Consider the following 16,481-nt stretch of genomic DNA (forward strand, 5'->3'; position numbering starts at 1 on the left):
CGCGGGCTCGTCCCGCGTCCCGCGGTCCTGCGCCCCGTGCGTCGCCCGTCCGCCGACCGCGGGAGCCCCGGTCCCCGCGGCCGCGTCCCCCGGACCCGGCCTCGCCACGGCTCGGGCGGTCCGGACAGCCGGCCCCTCAGCAGGCTGCCCGGAGCCCGGGCGGCCTCCCCCTCGCTCGGCCACGCCCGCACGTGCTCGCCCTCCCCGGGGACGGCACTCAGGTGCTGTGCGCGGTCGCCCGGGGGACGGTCCCGCCGGTCCGGGCGTCCTGACCCCAGGTCCGGCCCCGGAGCCGGTCCCGGCCCCGTCAGTCGAACACCGCGTCCGCCCCGCCCGCGGGCTCCGTCGGCCGGACCGGTCTGCGCTCCCGCCGGGACAGCTCGCACGCCTCCGCGATCCGCAGCGCCCTGAGGGCCTCGCGCCCGTCGCAGGGGTTGGCCCGCTCGCCCCGCACCACCTCGACGAACGCGTTCAGCTCCGCCTCGTACGCGGGCCCGAACCGCTCCAGGAACCCGGTCCACGGCTTGTCCGCGGGCGGCGGCCCGGTCGGTTCGGTGGACGCGATCGGCGTACGGTCGTCCAGGCCGACGGCGATCTGGTCGCGCTCCCCGGCGAGCTCCATGCGCACGTCGTAGCCGGCTCCGTTCAGGCGCGTCGCGGTGACCGTGGCGAGCGTGCCGTCGTCGAGGGTGAGGAGCGCCGCGCCGGTGTCGACGTCGCCCGCCTCCCGGAACATCGCGGGCCCCGCGTCGGACCCGGCGGCGTAGATGTCCACGACCTCCCGGCCGGTCACCCAGCGCAGGATGTCGAACTCCTGGATCAGGGTGTCCCGGTACAGTCCGCCGGACTGCGGCAGGTACCCGGCCGGCGGCGGCTCCGGGTCGCCGGACACCGCCCGTACGGTGTGCAGCCGCCCGAGCCGGCCCGAGCGAACCGCCTCGCGCGCGCCCGTGTAGCCGGCGTCGAAACGGCGCTGGAAGCCCATCTGCAGGACGGTCCCGGCGGCCTCGACCTCCGTGATCGCCTGTAACGTGCCCGCGAGGTCCGGGGCGATGGGCTTCTCGCAGAACACCGGCAGCCCCGCGCGTGCTGCCCGACCGATCAGTTCGGCGTGGGCGGACGTGGCCGTCGTGATCACCACGGCGTCCACTCCCCAGGTGAAGATCTCGTCCACCCCGGGCGCCGCCGTCTCACCGAGCCGGTGCGCGAGCGCCTGGGCCCGCGCGGGGTCCGCGTCCGTGAGGATCAGCGAGCCGACGTCGCGGTGCCTGCTGAGCGTGCGGGCGTGAAGGGTGCCGAGGCGGCCCGTACCGATGACCCCGATGCGCATGGAAACAAAGTGCGGTCCGCGCCCCCTCCTGTCAATGCGCATGTCCGGACAACCGAACTACACAACTTCCCGTCAACAGCGCACGGGGCTACGCTCGGGCCGTGCCGAAACCAGAAGTGGACCCGAGCGTGCGGCTGGGGCTGAGCGTGGACCGCAGTTCCCCCGTGCCGTTGTACTTCCAGCTGTCCCAGCAGCTGGAGGCCGCCATCGAGCAGGGCACGCTGACCCCCGGCAGCCTGCTGGGGAACGAGATCGAGCTCGCCGCGCGGCTCGGACTGTCCCGGCCGACCGTCCGCCAGGCCATCCAGTCCCTCGTCGACAAGGGCCTCCTCGTGCGCCGTCGCGGAGTCGGCACCCAGGTGGTGCACAGCCAGGTCAAACGCCCCCTGGAGCTCAGCAGCCTCTACGACGACCTGGAGTCGGCGGGCCAGCGTCCGGCCACGAAGGTCCTGGTCAACACCGTCGTCGCCGCGCCCGCCGAGGTCGCGGCCGCTCTCGGGGCGGCCGAGGGCGGCGAGGTGCACCGGATCGAGCGGCTGCGGCTGGCGCACGGGGAGCCGATGGCGTACCTGTGCAACTACCTGCCGCCCGGCCTGCTCGACCTGGAGACCGGACAGCTCGAGGCCACCGGCCTGTACCGGCTGATGCGGGCCGCCGGCATCACCCTGCACAGCGCGCGCCAGACCATCGGCGCCCGTGCCGCCACCGCCGTCGAGGCCGAGCGGCTCGACGAGGAGGCCGGCGCCCCGCTGCTCACCATGCAGCGCGTGACCTTCGACGACACCGGCCGTGCGGTGGAGTTCGGCACCCACACCTACCGGCCCTCCCGCTACTCCTTCGAGTTCCAGCTGCTCGTCCGGTCCTGACGGCCGGGGTGCGGCGCGCGGCGCTTCACCGGAGGCTTCGCCCGGATGTCCGGACAATGTGACCGGTACCCCGCTCCCCGGACGGGAACGCCCGATGCCCGTGTTCGAGAATGGGGCGTTTGGGGCCGGTGAGGTCATCGGCCCCACGCACGGCAGAACACAGCAAGAAGGGCACGGCCTCGTGGCACGGTTTTGGACCTGGGTGAGCGTCGCGGTGGCGGGGGCGCTGAGCCTCTCGCTCGCCGGATGCAGCAGTACCGGCGGCAAACGGGCGGAGGACGCCCGTGCGGCCGCGGCGGCCCAGGGGAGGGCGGCGGTGAACACCCCCCGCTGGACCTTCGCGATGATCACACACGCGGGGGACGGCGACACCTTCTGGGACATCGTCCAGAGCGGAGCGGAGCAGGCCGCCGTGAAGGACAACGTCCGCTTCCTGTACTCCCACGACGACGAGGCCCAGCAGCAGGCACAGCTCGTGAACGCCGCGATCGACAAGGGGGTGGACGGGATCATCGTCACCCTCGCCAAGCCGGACGCGATGAAGGCGGCCCTCGCCCGCGCCCGCGAGGCCGGCATCCCGGTGGTCACCGTGAACTCCGGTTCGGCCGAGTCCGAGGAGTTCGGCGCGCTCACCCACATCGGGCAGGACGAGACGATCGCCGGCGAGGCCGTCGGCGAGGAGCTGAACGAGCGGGGCCGGAGGAAGGCCCTGTGCGTCCTGCACGAGCAGGGCAACGTCGGCCACGAGCAGCGCTGCGACGGCGTGGCGAAGACCTTCGACGGCACGCTGCTCCGGCTCCACGTCAACGGCACGAGCATGCCCGACGTCCAGTCGGCGATCGAGGCCCGGCTCCAGTCCGACGCCGACGTGGACGCCGTCGTCACGCTGGGCGCGCCCTACGCCGACACCGCGGTGAAGGCCAGGGAGGGAGCGGGCAGCGACGCCGAGGTCGACACCTTCGACCTCAACGCCAAGGTCGCCGCCGGGCTGAAGGACGGCAGCATCGGCTTCGCCGTCGACCAGCAGCCCTACCTCCAGGGGTACGAGGCGGTCGACCTGCTGTGGCTGTACCGGTACAACGCCGACGTCCTGGGCGGCGGCCGCCCGGTGCTCACCGGCCCGCAGATCATCACCGAGGACGACGCGGCCGCGCTCGAGGCGTACACGGAGCGGGGCACCCGATGAGCGCGACCACTGATGAAAGGTTTCTGCGGACCGCTTCCCCGCTCCGGCGGCTGCTGAGCCGCCCCGAGCTCGGCTCCGTCGTCGGCGCGATCGCCGTCTTCTGCTGCTTCGCCCTCGTCGCCGACAGCTTCCTGCGCGCCTCCAGCCTCGGCACCGTGCTGTACGCGTCCTCCACGATCGGCATCATGGCCGTCCCGGTGGCGCTGCTGATGATCGGCGGCGAGTTCGACCTGTCGGCCGGTGTCCTGGTCACCTCGTCGGCGCTGGTGTCGTCGATGTTCAGCTACCAGATGACCGCCAACGTCTGGGTCGGCGTCGGGGTGTCCCTGCTGGTCACGCTCGCCGTCGGCGCCTTCAACGGCCTCGTGCTGGCCCGCACGAGGCTGCCGAGCTTCATCGTCACGCTCGGCACCTTCCTGATGCTGACCGGCATGAACCTCGGCTTCACCAAGCTGATCGGCGGCACCGTCTCCACCAGGACGATCGCCGACATGGAGGGCTTCTCCAGCGCGCGGGCCCTGTTCGCGTCGACCCTCACCGTCGGCGGCGTCCCCGTCAAGGCCACCGTCGTGTGGTGGCTCGCCCTGGTCGCCCTCGGCAGCTGGATCCTGCTGCGCACCCGCGCGGGCAACTGGATCTTCGCGGTCGGCGGCAACGAGCGGGCGGCCCGCGCGGTGGGCGTCCCCGTGGCCGGGACCAAGACCGGCCTCTACATGGGCGTGGCCTTCGGCGCCTGGGTCTGCGGCCAGCACCTGCTCTTCAGCTACGACGTCGTCCAGTCCGGCGAGGGCGTCGGCAACGAGCTGATCTACATCATCGCGGCCGTCATCGGCGGCTGTCTGATCACCGGCGGCCACGGCAGCGCCGTCGGCTCGGCGGTCGGCGCGCTGCTGTTCGGCATGACCAGCAAGGGCATCGTCTTCGCGGAGTGGAACCCGGACTGGTTCAAGTTCTTCCTCGGGGCGATGCTGCTCCTCGCCACCCTGCTCAACACCTGGGTGCGCCGCCGCGCGGAGGCCGTGAAATGACCCGGACCGCAGACCGTGCGCCCCTCGTGGAGCTGTCCGGCGTCGGCAAGCACTACGGCAACGTGCGCGCCCTCGAAGGGGTCTCCCTCCGGGTGCACGCCGGTGAGGTCACCTGCGTGCTGGGCGACAACGGCGCCGGCAAGTCCACCCTGATCAAGATCATCGCGGGGCTGCACCAGCACGACGGCGGCACGCTGGCCCTGGAGGGCGAGGCCACGCGCCTGTCCTCCCCGCGCGAGGCCCTGGACCGCGGCATCGCGACCGTCCACCAGGACCTGGCCGTCGTCCCGCTCATGCCGGTGTGGCGGAACTTCTTCCTCGGCTCCGAGCCGCGCAAGGGCACCGGCCCCTTCAAGCGGATGGACGTCGACCTCATGCGTCGCACCACCCGCGCCGAACTCCTCCGGATGGGCATCGACCTGCGCGACGTCGACCAGCCGATCGGCACCCTCTCCGGCGGCGAGCGGCAGTGCGTGGCGATCGCACGCGCGGTGTACTTCGGCGCCAAGGTGCTGGTGCTGGACGAGCCGACGGCGGCCCTGGGGGTGAAGCAGTCCGGTGTGGTCCTGAAGTACGTGGCGGCGGCACGGGACAGGGGACTGGGTGTCGTCCTCATCACCCACAACCCGCACCACGCGTACCTGGTGGGGGACCGGTTCGTCCTGCTGAAGCGGGGCGCGACGGTGGGGAACCACGAGCGGGACGGGATCACGCTGGACGAGCTGACGCGGCAGATGGCCGGCGGCAACGAGCTGGACGACCTGCGCCACGAACTGCAACGGGACTAGGGCCTCTCGTTTGGAACATGCCGGGCTCGCTCCCTGATCCGGCCTGATCCAAACGAAAGACCCCAGGGCGGGGACGGTGCCGGTGCGCGGCTCCCGGCGCGGGCGCGAGCGACCGCGACGCACCCGCACCCGGCGGCGGTCCGCACCGTCCCCCAGCCGTTCTGTTCGTTCTCCGGCGGGGCGGTGCGGCAGAATCGCACCCGATGAGCACCTACCGCGACTTCACCGCCCCCATCGGCTCCCGCCGGGCCCCGGTCCTCAGAACCGTCGGCACGCGGGAGCGCCGCTCCCACCTGACGGCGCCCCGTGTCCCGACGGTGGGCATCGACATCGGCGGCACCAAGGTCATGGCGGGCGTCGTGGACGCCGACGGCAACATCCTGGAGAAGCTCCGCGCGGAGACCCCGGACAAGTCCAAGAGCCCGAAGGTCGTCGAGGACACCATCGTCGAGCTGGTGCTGGACCTGTCCGACCGGCACGACGTGCACGCGGTCGGCATCGGCGCGGCCGGCTGGGTCGACGCCGACCGCAACCGCGTGCTGTTCGCCCCCCACCTGTCCTGGCGCAACGAGCCGCTGCGCGACCGCCTCTCCGAGCGGCTGTCCGTGCCCGTGCTGGTCGACAACGACGCCAACACCGCCGCCTGGGCCGAGTGGCGCTTCGGCGCCGGACGGGGCGAGGACCACCTCGTCATGATCACCCTGGGCACCGGCATCGGCGGCGCGATCCTGGAGGACGGCCAGGTCAAGCGCGGCAGGTACGGCGTCGCCGGTGAGTTCGGCCACATGCAGGTCGTCCCCGGCGGCCACCGCTGCCCCTGCGGCAACCGCGGCTGCTGGGAGCAGTACAGCTCCGGCAACGCCCTGGTCCGCGAGGCGCGCGAGCTGGCCGCCGCGGACTCGCCGGTCGCCTTCGGGATCATCGAGCACGTCAAGGGCAACATCGCCGACATCAGCGGCCCGATGATCACCGAGCTGGCCCGTGAGGGCGACGCGATGTGCATCGAGCTGCTCCAGGACATCGGGCAGTGGCTCGGCGTCGGCATCGCCAACCTCGCCGCCGCCCTCGACCCGTCCTGCTTCGTCATCGGCGGCGGGGTCTCGGCCGCCGACGACCTGCTGATCGGCCCCGCGCGGGACGCCTTCAAGCGCCACCTCACCGGTCGCGGCTACCGCCCCGAGGCCCGCATCGTCCGCGCCCAGCTCGGTCCCGAGGCCGGCATGGTCGGCGCCGCCGACCTCGCCCGCCTGGTCGCCCGCCGCTTCCGCCGGGCCAAGCGCCGCCGGGTCGAGCGGTACGAACGCTACGAGCGGTACGCACAGGCCCGCCGCACCGTCCGGGAGTCGCTGTGACGGGCGAGTTCCCCCAGCAGACGGTGCTCCCGGACGCGCCCCGCCCGGCCGAGGACCGCCGGCGCGTGATCCGCCGCAGGGCGCTCACCCTGCTGATCATCGTGCTGCTCATCGGCATCCCGGCCGGATACCTGGTGATCTCCGCGAACCAGAGCCGGGCCAGCGGCAAGGACAAGGAGGCGAAGTACTCCGCGACCGGCCTGACCGAGGGCTGGCCGTCGAAGCTGCAGCGCCGCATCTACCAGGTGCCCGTCCCGCACCCCGCCTGGTGGGTGGCGTACTACGAGACCAACAACTGGAAGACCAGCCGCCTCTACGTCGAGTTCGAGACCACCGACGCGGGCCTGGAGGCCTTCCTCATCAGCATGGGCGTGCGGCCGGACGACCTGAAGCGGGACGACATCACCATCGGCGGACGCGACCGGGACGTCACCGGCTGGACCTTCGACGGTCCCGGCACCTGGTCGGGCCTCGTCCACGAGCAGAAGGACCCGGCCCCCACCCACGAGGTCGTCGTCAACCACCACAAGCCGGGCTATCCCAGGGTGTACGTCGTCTCCCGCACGGTGCCCTGAGCGCACGGCCGGGCGGGGCGGACACGGCGCGGCGCGCTCCGCGCCCGGCTCCGGACGGTCCTCCTCCCGCCGGCGAGGAGGGGAGCCCGCCCGCCGCCACGGCGGCGATCCGGTGCGCGACGACCACGGCGCGGCCGCCGGGACGACCGGTGTCACCCGGTGGACGCCGGCCCTGACGCCGCGGCACCCGGAACGCGACGGGCCCGTCGGACGCACGGCCTCCGCCGGGTGCCGCCGCGGGCCGGGCACGGGCTCACCGCCCTGGGCCGCACGCCGATCGGCCCCGCCGTGGCGCCGGCCGGGCGGGCCGCCGAGCACCGTCCCGGGACCGGGCGCGACCCCCGGGCCCGCGACCCCCGGGCCCGCCCCCCCCCGCAAGGGCCGACCCGACCGGCCGCCGGGGCCGACTGTCAGACCCGGCCCGTAGAGTCGAGGACGTCCGATCGGACACACGGGCGGGAGGTGACGAGGCGCATGGGCGAGGGGACCGTGGTCGCCGGGCGACGGACGGCCGGGGCGGACACGGACGAGCCGGAGGTTCCCGTCCGCCTCGCCGCCGTCTTCCTGCCGGCGCCCCTCCCGCGCGACGGCCGGATCGCCTTCTGGGACCCCGAGGGCGGGGCCGTCGGCGCGGGGCACGAAGGGACGCGGGACACCGGGGCGGCGTCCGCGCGGCACACGGAGCTCACCGTCGTCCGCCCGCACGGCGCCGGAGTGCGGCGGCGGACGGTCCCGGCCCTCTCGCTCCCCCTCGATCAGGCCCTGCCGCTGCTCGTGCGCGCGCGGCACGACCCCGCGGCGCACCCCGCCACCGCCTGCTGGGGCGCCGCCGCCCTGCACGCGCTGCGGATCGCGGCACGCGGCCGGCTGCTGCCCGGCCTCACCGCCGGCGGCCACGACGCATGGCGCGCCGGTCCGCTCGACCCGGACGACGTGGCGCACCTGCGCGCCGTGGCCGCCGCCCTGCCGTCCGAGGGCCACGCCGTTCCGCTGCCCGGCCCCGGCCCCCTCCGGCTGCCGCAGCCGGAGGCGCTGGTGCGCGCCTTCCTGGACGCGGTCGCCGACACCCTGCCCCGCACCCCGGCCGCGCCCCACGCCTCGGGCCGGCCCTTCGCCGCCCGGGAGGCCCAGCGGCTGCCCGGCGCCCAGGACTGGGCCGCCGAGGTCGCCGCCGGGATGGACGCCGGCGTGCGGATCTCGCTGCGCCTCGACCTGTCCGCGTACGACCTCTTCGACGGCGGCGGCCCGGGCACCGGCGGGGACGGCGACGGTGCGGGGGCGCGTGGCGCGGGTGCGGCGATCGTCCAGGTGCACAGTCTCGCCGACCCCACGCTGGTGGCCGACGCGGCGGCCCTGTGGGCGGGCGAGGCGGACGGCGCCTTCGGCCCCCGCGCGCGGGTGGACGCCGCCCTCGCGGTCCGCCGCGCGGCCCGCGTCTGGCCGCCGCTGGACCGGCTCTGCGACCAGGACGTGCCCGACGTGCTGGCGCTGTCCGAGGACGAGCTGAACGACCTGCTCGGCACGGCGGCCGGCCGGCTCGCCGCGGCCGGGGTCGCGGTGCACTGGCCCCGGGACCTCGCCCAGGACCTGACCGCCACGGCGGTGGTCCACCCGGCCCCCGGCTCGGCCACCGACGGCACCGGCTTCTTCGAGAGCGGGGACCTGCTGCGGTTCGGCTGGCGGCTCGCGCTCGGCGGCGACCCGCTCACCGAGGCCGAGATGGACGCCCTGGCCGAGGCCCACCGCCCGGTCGTCCGGCTGCGCGACCGGTGGGTGCTGGTCGACCCCGCCCTCGTCCGCAAGGCCCGCAAACGGGACCTGGGGCTGCTCGACCCGGTCGACGCGCTGTCCGTCGCCCTCACCGGCCAGGCGGAGGTCGACGGCGAGACGGTCGAGGCGGTGCCGGCCGGCGCCCTGGCAGTCCTCCGCGACCGCCTGACCGCCGGGGTGCGGCCCGCCGCACCGCCGCCCGGCCTGGACGCCACCCTGCGCGACTACCAGCTGCGGGGCCTGGCCTGGCTGGACCTCATGACCTCCCTCGGCCTCGGCGGCTGCCTCGCCGACGACATGGGCCTCGGCAAGACGATCACCCTCATCGCCCTGCACCTGAAACGGGCCCGCACCGAACCGACCCTGGTCGTCTGCCCGGCCTCGCTGCTCGGCAACTGGCAGCGCGAGATCACCCGGTTCGCACCCGGCGTCCCCGTCCGCCGCTTCCACGGCCCCGACCGCACCCTGGACGACCTGGACGGCGGCTTCGTCCTCACCACCTACGGCACCATGCGCTCCGCCGCGCCGGCCCTGGCCGCCCGGACGTGGGGCATGGTCGTCGCCGACGAGGCCCAGCACGTCAAGAACCCCCACTCGGCCACGGCGAAGGCGCTGCGCACGATCCCGTCCCCCGCGCGCGTGGCGCTGACCGGCACCCCCGTCGAGAACAACCTCTCCGAACTGTGGGCCCTGCTCGACTGGACGACCCCGGGACTCCTCGGCCCCCTGAAGTCCTTCCGCGCCCGGCACGCGCGCGCGGTGGAGACCGGCGAGGACGAGGAGGCGGCCGAACGCCTCGCCCGCCTGGTGCGCCCCTTCCTCCTGCGGCGCAGGAAGTCCGACCCGGGCATCGTCCCCGAACTGCCGCCCAAGACCGAGACGGACCACCCCGTACCGCTCACCCGTGAACAGGCCGCGCTCTACGAGGCGGTGGTGCGCGAGTCGATGCAGGCCATCGAGACCGCGCAGGGCATGGGCCGCCGCGGCCTGGTGCTGAAACTGCTGACCTCGCTCAAGCAGATCTGCGACCACCCGGCGCTGTACCTGAAGGAGGAGCACGCGCGGGCCGGAGGCGACCGGCTCGCCGCACGCTCGGGCAAGCTCGCCCTGCTGGACGAGCTGCTGGACACCCTGCTCGCCGAGGACGGCTCGGCCCTCGTGTTCACGCAGTACGTCGGGATGGCCCGGCTGATCACCGCGCACCTGACCGGGCGCGCGGTCCCGGTCGACCTCCTCCACGGCGGTACGCCGGTGCCGGAGCGGGAGAGCATGGTGGACCGCTTCCAGAGCGGGGCGACCCCGGTCCTGGTGCTGTCGCTCAAGGCCGCCGGCACCGGCCTGAACCTCACCCGCGCGGGCCACGTCGTCCACTTCGACCGCTGGTGGAACCCGGCGGTCGAGGAGCAGGCCACCGACCGCGCCTACCGCATCGGCCAGACCCAGCCCGTCCAGGTCCACCGCCTCGTCACGGAGGGCACCGTCGAGGACCGCATCGCCGAGATGCTCCAGTCCAAGCGCGCCCTCGCCGACGCGGTCCTCGGCTCCGGCGAGTCGGCCCTCACGGAGCTGTCCGACCGCGAACTGTCCGACCTGGTGTCCCTGAGGAGGCCGGCATGACGCCCCGTCCGTCCGAGGAGGCCCGCGAGGCCCTGCGCGCGGCGCGGGAGCGGACGAGCGCGGACAGCGAGCCCGCGGCCGGCGCCACTCCCGACCGCCGGGCCGCCCCCGGCACGGCCGCCCGGCGGCCCGAGCGTCCGGCGGACCGGGAGCGCCGTCCGGCCGACGCGGCCCGCGAGGCGCTGCGCCGCGCGGTGCGGTCCCGGCGCGGCAGGGCGTCCGCGGCCGGTGACGTCGGTGACTCCGGTGCTCCCGTCGGGGAGAACGCCGGAGCGTCCGGGGAACGGGACCCGGCCGGCGCTCCGCCGGCCGTCTCCCCGGCGGTCGGCGACGCACCTCCCGACGAGCCGCCGGGCGACGCGGCGGCCGCCGCCCGACACGGAGGAGGGAACGCCGCGGACCGCCCCGCACAGCGCCCCGGGGACATCGCGCGCGAGGCGCTGCGTTCCGCCCGTGAGGAGGCACTGCGCGCACGCGCGGAGGCCGAGGTCCGGGAGAGGCGGGCCGAGCCCCGCCGGCAGCGCACGCCGGCCCCCGCCCCCCGCGTCCCGCGCACCACCCGCGGCGACCGGGCCGCCGGCGACCGGGCGCGCGAGGCGCGGGAGCCGCTCACCGAAGCCTTCCGCACGCCCTCCCCGGCGGACGGACCGGGGCAGGAGCCCGCGGCCGGCGGCTCCGGCGACCCCGGCACCCCCGGCTCGCCCGGAACCCCGCGGGACACCGCACCCGCCACCGCACCGCGGACGCCCGCCGCCCCCCTCACCGCGCCGCACGCCGTTCCCCGCTCCATGGCCGCCCCCGCGCGCGACGGCGACCTGCGCCGCACCTTCCCCGCCTTCCCGCCCCGCGCCTCGGACGGCGCGGGCTTCGCCGAGACCTGGTGGGGCAACGCGTGGGTCACCGCGCTCGAGGAGGGCGCGCTGGACGCCGCGCGGCTGGCGCGCGGGCGCGGGTACGCCGAGCAGGGCCACGTCGACGCCATCACCGTCACGCCGGGACTCGTCCTCGCCTACGTCCGGGGCAGCCGGCCGCGGCCGTACCGCGTACAGGTGCGGCTGCGGACGTTCCGGGACGCCGACTGGGAGCGGTTCCTGGACGCCGCCGCCGACCGGCCCGGCCACATCGCGGCGCTGCTGGACAAGGAGATGCCCCAGACCCTCGCCGACTGCGGGGCCCCGCTGCTGCCCGGCCCCGGTGACCTCGACCCGCGCTGCAGCTGCCCCGACTCCGGTCACCCCTGCAAGCACGCCGCCGCGCTCTGCTACCAGACCGCCCGGCTGCTCGACGCCGACCCGTTCGTGCTGCTCCTGCTGCGCGGGCGCGGCGAGCGCGAGGTGATCGACGCCCTGTCCCGGCTCAGTGCCGCCCGCGCGGCCCGCGCCGCCCAGGACAGGGAACCGGAGCTCCTGCCCGGCGTACGGGCCGCCGAGGCCCTCGCCCCGCGCGGCCTCCCGCCGCTCCCGTCTCCGCTGCCCCCGCCCGCGCATCCCGGGCAGCCCCCGGTGTACCCCGCGTCCCCCGGCGGCCCGGACCCGTTCGCGCTCGACCAGCTGGCCACCGACGCGGCCGCCCGCGCCCACGCCCTGCTCACCACCGGCCGTGACCCGGTCGGCGGGCTCACCCTGTGGCAGGACGCGGTGCGGCTCGCCGCCGCCCGCCCCGGATCCGGCCTGACCGCGGCGACGCGCGCGCTGTACTCCTCCCTCGCCACCGCCGCCGGGCGCACCCCCGCCGAGCTGGCGCGCGCGGTCGCCGCCTGGCGGCAGGGCGGCAGGGCGGGCCTCGCCGTCCTGGAGGAGCCGTGGGACCCGCCGGCCGGCCGCTTCGACCGCGCCCGCCCGCTCCTCCTCGCCGCCGACCTCCCCGCCTTCCGTCCCCGGCGCAACCGCCTCACCCACCCCCGGGGCCACGTCCAGCTCCGCCTCGGCCGCGACCACCTGTGGTACGCCTACGAGTCCGAACCGGGCCGCGACGACTGGTGGCCCCGCGGCACCCCCGACCCCGATCCCGTGGGCGCGCTGACCGGCCTCGACGCACCGGGAGGTGCGTGAGGGCCCGGCCGGCGCGGGAGCCCGGTGCGGCGTCGAGGCGGGGACGCCGCCCGCCCGGCCTCACCGACGGGGCCGCCGGGCCCCGTCCGGCCGCGGCCACGGCGTCCGTCCCGTGAGCAGCGCCCGGGCGGCTTCCTGGGCGGCGTCCGGGGCGAAGCGCTCCGTCCGCCACGTCGCCGACCGCGTGACCCCGCGACGGCGGTACGCGCGCATGATCCGCAGGTGATCGGGCCGCGTCACGAAGCCCGTCAGGTCCTTCTCGTCGCGCCACACGGAGACGGAGCCGGAGCGCGGGCGCGGCAGGTCCGGCGCCACCCACAGCCACAGGCCGACCGCACCGTCGACGTCCTGCCAGGTGCGGCGCAGGGCGAGCCCCGCGGCACTGACGCAGACCGCCGTCCAGGGCCGGTGGGGGGTGAACTCGGTGACGCTCACGAGGACCCCGCCGTCCACGTCGCCGCCGTCGGCGAGGTGTGCGGCCGGCCCGGGCTTCCAGGGCGCGAACCAGACGGTGGCCGGCATGCCGATCTCCTCGGGACGTCCCGGAGCGGCGCGGTCCCGGGAAAGAAAAACTGAACGGTCGTTCGTGCCAATATAGCGGTCCCTGGCGTCGATCGAGGAGCGGCCGGCATGCAGCCCACCGAGGCACTGGCGAGCATCACCCTCAACGGACTCTCGTACGCTCCGGGGCGGCTGGCGGGGGCGAGCGCGTTCGCCCTGTTCCACATGCCGCTCGCCCGCAGCCGGATGCGGACCGCCGAGCGCGCGCTGGCCGCGCGGGCGCGGACCGGGCGCATCCGGGTCGGCGACAAGCACGCCGTGACCTACCGGTGGGGTGACGGCACGCGCCCCGTCCTGCTGGTGCACGGCTGGCAGTCGCGCGGGTCCCGCCTGTCCGACTTCGTCCCGGGGCTCCTCGACGAGGGGTACTCGGTCGTCACGTTCGACGCGCCCGGCCACGGCGACGCCACCGGCCGCAGCACCACGATCCTCGAGTACCGGGACGTCATCACCGCGCTCCACGACGAGTACGGGACGTTCGAGGCGCTGGTGGCGCACTCCCTGGGCGCGCTCGGGTCGTTCTTCGCGCTGCGGCACGGGGTGAAGGCGGAGCGGGTCGTCACCATCAGCGGCGTGTGCGACTTCTCCTACCTGGTGGACGAGTTCTGCTCAGGGCTGCGGCTGCGCTCCCGGCTGAAGGACCGGCTGTACGAACGCATCGGGGCGGAGCTCTTCCCGGACGCGCCGGCCGACCGGATGCCCTTCTCCGTGACCCACACGGTCGGCGAGGTGCGGGCGCCGCTCCTGGTGGTCCACGACGAGGACGACACCCGGATCGGGGTGGCGCAGGGGCGGCGGCTGGCCGGCGCGTTCGGCGCGCAGGCCCGTCTGGTCACCACGACCGGCCTGGGGCACCGGCGCATCCTGGGCGATCCCGGCGTCGTGCGCACGGTCCGGGAGTTCGTCGCGGACGGGTCGAGCCGGTCCGACGCCCCCGGCAGGGAGACGGCCCCGGTGGACTGACCCCGCGCTCACCCCTCGACATGGTGACCGTACGGTCGTCCACTTATTTGCCGCACTCGGGTAATCTCGTCGCGCCAAGAGGGGCCGGCCCAGGGAAGCAGGTAGGCATGGGCACCACGCAGACACGCGTCGACGGGCGGATCGCGCGCGGGAACCAGACCCGCCGGCTGATTCTCGGGCGCGCCGTGGACGTCGCGTCCGTCGAGGGGCTGGAGGGGCTGTCGCTGGGACGCCTCGCGAACGAGCTGAAGCTCAGCAAGAGCGGCGTGTTCGCCCTGTTCGGCTCCAAGGAGGACCTGCAGCTCGCCACCATCCGCGCGGCCGTCAAGATCTACCTGGAGCACGTGGTCCAGCCGGCCGGCGACCTGCCGCCGGGGATCGGCCGCCTGTGGAAGGTGTGCGCCAGCTGGCTCACCTACTCCCGCGAACGCGTCTTCCCCGGCGGCTGCTTCTTCCACTCCGTCCTCGCCGAGTACGACGCCCGTGAGGGCAAGGTCCACGACGCCCTCGTCGCGGCCCGCACCAACTGGTTCTCCTACCTCGGGCAGACCGTCCGGGAGGCGCAGCGGGCGGGCGAGATCGCGGAGGACGCCGACGTGCCGCAGCTCGTCTTCGAGATCGCCGCCCTGCTCGAGATGGCCAACGCCGAATCCGTCCTGTACGGCGAGTACACCTCCTACGACCGGGCGGCCACGGCCATCCGGAACCGGCTGCGCGACGTGGCCACCGACGCGTCGCTGCTGCCCGACACCGCCTGAGGCCGCGGCGGCCGGGCTCAGGCCCCACGGCCTGGTCTTCTGCCACGGACTCGCCGAGGCCGCGCTGATGGCCGCGTGGCACCGGTACGCGGACGCCGGCACCAGCTCCCGCACCACGGGCCCGGCCGCCGGCGCCTGCCTCGGCGTCCCGGTCCCCGGCCTCGCCCCGCGCGCGTCGTCGACGCGTCGGGACGCGCCTGCGCGGAGGGCGGGACCGGCTCCGTACAGCTGCGCGGGGACACGCCGTGCAACGGCTGCGACGGCGCCACCGACCACCGCGCGTCACCTGGTTCGACACCGGTGACCTGGGCTGCCTGCGCTCGGGCCGGCTCCATCTGGGCGGCCGGCGCGGCGACCGGGTCTCGGTCGGCGGCGTGAACGTGTACGCCGCGGACGTCGAGCGGGTGGCGGCGACGGAACCGGGCGTCGCGGAGTGCGTCGTCCTGCCGTACGGCGCCTCGGCGGAACTGGCGAGGGGACCGCGGCCACCGGCCACCGCACGGCCCGACCGAGACGGGCGCGGAAAGCCGTACGCGCCAAAATCCCCGGGCACGGCGGTGCGGCCGCCCCACCCCGCCCGTCCCCCCGGACGCTCCGCCGAACCGCCCGTGCCGTGCGGCGATGCGGCCGGCCGCCGTCCTCCACGGCGTGCGCACATCTCCTTCACGTCGGGTGCGCTTTCGGTCGGCGGGCGGGCGGGGCACCGCCCGCGGGGGAGACGGTCGCCGCGTCGCGTGCCTAGCCTCCCGGGCCATGCGATCACCACTGAGACGCCTCGGGCCCGCCGCCGCTCTCGGCCTCGCCCTCGCCCTGTCCGGCCCGGCCCCCGGCGCGGGCGCGGCCGAGCCCGCGCCCGCCGAGCTGACGTTCGCCACCGACACCGCCACCACCACGCCCGGCGGCACGGTCCAGCTGTCGATGACGCTCACCAACAACAGGACGTACGACATCTGGTTCGTCCACCAGACGATCGACCCGACGTGGCTCACCACCCAGCGCCCCGACCTGAAGTACGGCTTCACCGGCTGCACCCTGGCCACCGCGGCCGGCAGCACCCCCTGCTCGGGGACCGGTCCCGCGAACCTCGGCGCCAACTACGGCACCACCGTCCCGCCCGGACAGAGCCGGACCGTCACGCTGACCCTGCAGGTCGCGCCCGACTCCGGCTGCAACGGCAACATCGGCTTCTACTCGTACTACTACGCCGAGTTCAGCGACAGCGCGAACGCGAGCGGCGGCCCGGTCCACACGCCCGAGACGCGGGTGCTCTGCGCCTGACGGGCCGGCCCCCGCCGCCGTGACCGATTCCGCTCCGGTGCCGGACCGGCCACGAGGTCCAGACCTCCGGCAGCCGCACCGGCGGGCCGCCCGGCCCGCCGGTGCTCCGTCCGGGGCGGTGACCTGCCCCGCCGTTCCGCGCACCCGCTCCGTCCTCCCGCGCCCCGGGTGCCACACCGATCGTTCCCGGCCCGCGGGTGTCCTGACGGACACCCGCGCTTTTCCGTCAGGTTTCGCAAGCCGCCCACAAAAGGCACACGAGGACATCACCATGTGACGCGACGGATGCGTCGACGAACGGCTTCTGAGGGGGACGCCGGCGTCACGCAAGGGGGTGCGTCGGCTCCATCGGAGCGGT

The 16,481-nt window shown here is 75.3% G+C and carries 13 protein-coding genes; 11 read left to right on the forward strand and 2 right to left on the reverse strand.

Annotated elements, in window-relative coordinates:
- Window positions 1–307: 307 nt before the first annotated feature.
- Window positions 308–1,330, reverse strand: coding sequence for a Gfo/Idh/MocA family protein (locus tag FHS37_RS14530; RefSeq protein ID WP_184821050.1), 1,023 nt, complete (start codon window positions 1,328–1,330; stop codon window positions 308–310).
- 128 nt (window positions 1,331–1,458) lie between these two features.
- Here FHS37_RS14530 and FHS37_RS14535 point away from each other — a divergent pair, with 128 nt between their 5' ends.
- From FHS37_RS14535 to FHS37_RS14570, 8 genes are all read left to right on the forward strand, one after another.
- Window positions 1,459–2,196, forward strand: a complete 738-nt coding sequence (locus FHS37_RS14535; protein WP_184821156.1) for a GntR family transcriptional regulator — start codon at window positions 1,459–1,461, stop codon at window positions 2,194–2,196.
- Window positions 2,197–2,377: 181 nt separating this feature from the next.
- Window positions 2,378–3,382 (forward strand): sugar ABC transporter substrate-binding protein, encoded by a 1,005-nt coding sequence (locus tag FHS37_RS14540; protein ID WP_184821052.1) that lies wholly within the window; start codon window positions 2,378–2,380, stop codon window positions 3,380–3,382.
- Window positions 3,379–4,410 (forward strand): ABC transporter permease, encoded by a 1,032-nt coding sequence (locus FHS37_RS14545; protein WP_184821054.1) that lies wholly within the window; start codon window positions 3,379–3,381, stop codon window positions 4,408–4,410. Before FHS37_RS14540 ends, FHS37_RS14545 begins: the two co-directional genes overlap by 4 nt.
- Window positions 4,407–5,198, forward strand: coding sequence for an ATP-binding cassette domain-containing protein (locus FHS37_RS14550; RefSeq protein WP_184821056.1), 792 nt, complete (start codon window positions 4,407–4,409; stop codon window positions 5,196–5,198). The genes FHS37_RS14545 and FHS37_RS14550 overlap by 4 nt, the downstream gene beginning before the upstream one ends.
- 203 nt (window positions 5,199–5,401) lie before the next feature.
- Window positions 5,402–6,550 carry an ROK family glucokinase gene (locus FHS37_RS14555; protein ID WP_184821065.1) on the forward strand — a complete coding sequence of 383 codons (1,149 nt, stop codon included), beginning with the start codon at window positions 5,402–5,404 and terminating at the stop codon, window positions 6,548–6,550.
- On the forward strand, window positions 6,547–7,125 hold the full coding sequence (locus tag FHS37_RS14560; protein WP_184821067.1) for a sugar kinase: 579 nt from the start codon (window positions 6,547–6,549) through the stop codon (window positions 7,123–7,125). Before FHS37_RS14555 ends, FHS37_RS14560 begins: the two co-directional genes overlap by 4 nt.
- Before the next feature lie 474 nt (window positions 7,126–7,599).
- Entirely contained in the window at window positions 7,600–10,512 is a 2,913-nt protein-coding gene (locus tag FHS37_RS14565) for an SCO1167/SCO6262 family helicase (protein WP_184821069.1), read from the forward strand.
- Window positions 10,509–12,563 carry an SWIM zinc finger family protein gene (locus tag FHS37_RS14570; protein ID WP_184821071.1) on the forward strand — a complete coding sequence of 685 codons (2,055 nt, stop codon included), beginning with the start codon at window positions 10,509–10,511 and terminating at the stop codon, window positions 12,561–12,563. The genes FHS37_RS14565 and FHS37_RS14570 overlap by 4 nt, the downstream gene beginning before the upstream one ends.
- A gap of 60 nt (window positions 12,564–12,623) precedes the next feature.
- On the opposite strand, the gene FHS37_RS14575 is transcribed toward FHS37_RS14570, so the two are convergent.
- A complete protein-coding gene (locus tag FHS37_RS14575; protein ID WP_184821073.1) occupies window positions 12,624–13,085 on the reverse strand; it encodes a hypothetical protein in 462 nt (153 codons plus the stop codon).
- 108 nt (window positions 13,086–13,193) lie between these two features.
- On the opposite strand from FHS37_RS14575, the gene FHS37_RS14580 reads away from it, so the two are divergent.
- The 3 genes from FHS37_RS14580 to FHS37_RS14590 all read left to right on the forward strand — a co-directional run bounded on the left by FHS37_RS14580 (window position 13,194) and on the right by FHS37_RS14590 (window position 16,123).
- Complete coding sequence (locus FHS37_RS14580) at window positions 13,194–14,087, forward strand: alpha/beta fold hydrolase (protein ID WP_184821075.1); 894 nt, start codon at window positions 13,194–13,196, stop codon at window positions 14,085–14,087.
- A 107-nt stretch (window positions 14,088–14,194) separates the two neighbouring features.
- The gene (locus tag FHS37_RS14585) at window positions 14,195–14,845 is read left to right on the forward strand and encodes a TetR/AcrR family transcriptional regulator (protein WP_184821077.1); all 651 of its coding nucleotides are present in this window, start codon (window positions 14,195–14,197) and stop codon (window positions 14,843–14,845) included.
- 753 nt (window positions 14,846–15,598) lie between these two features.
- Entirely contained in the window at window positions 15,599–16,123 is a 525-nt protein-coding gene (locus tag FHS37_RS14590) for a hypothetical protein (protein ID WP_184821079.1), read from the forward strand.
- Window positions 16,124–16,481 lie beyond the last annotated feature (358 nt).

Origin of the sequence: Streptomyces griseomycini (assembly GCF_014203535.1) — a bacterium.
Classification (GTDB): Bacteria; Actinomycetota; Actinomycetes; order Streptomycetales; family Streptomycetaceae; genus Streptomyces; species Streptomyces griseomycini.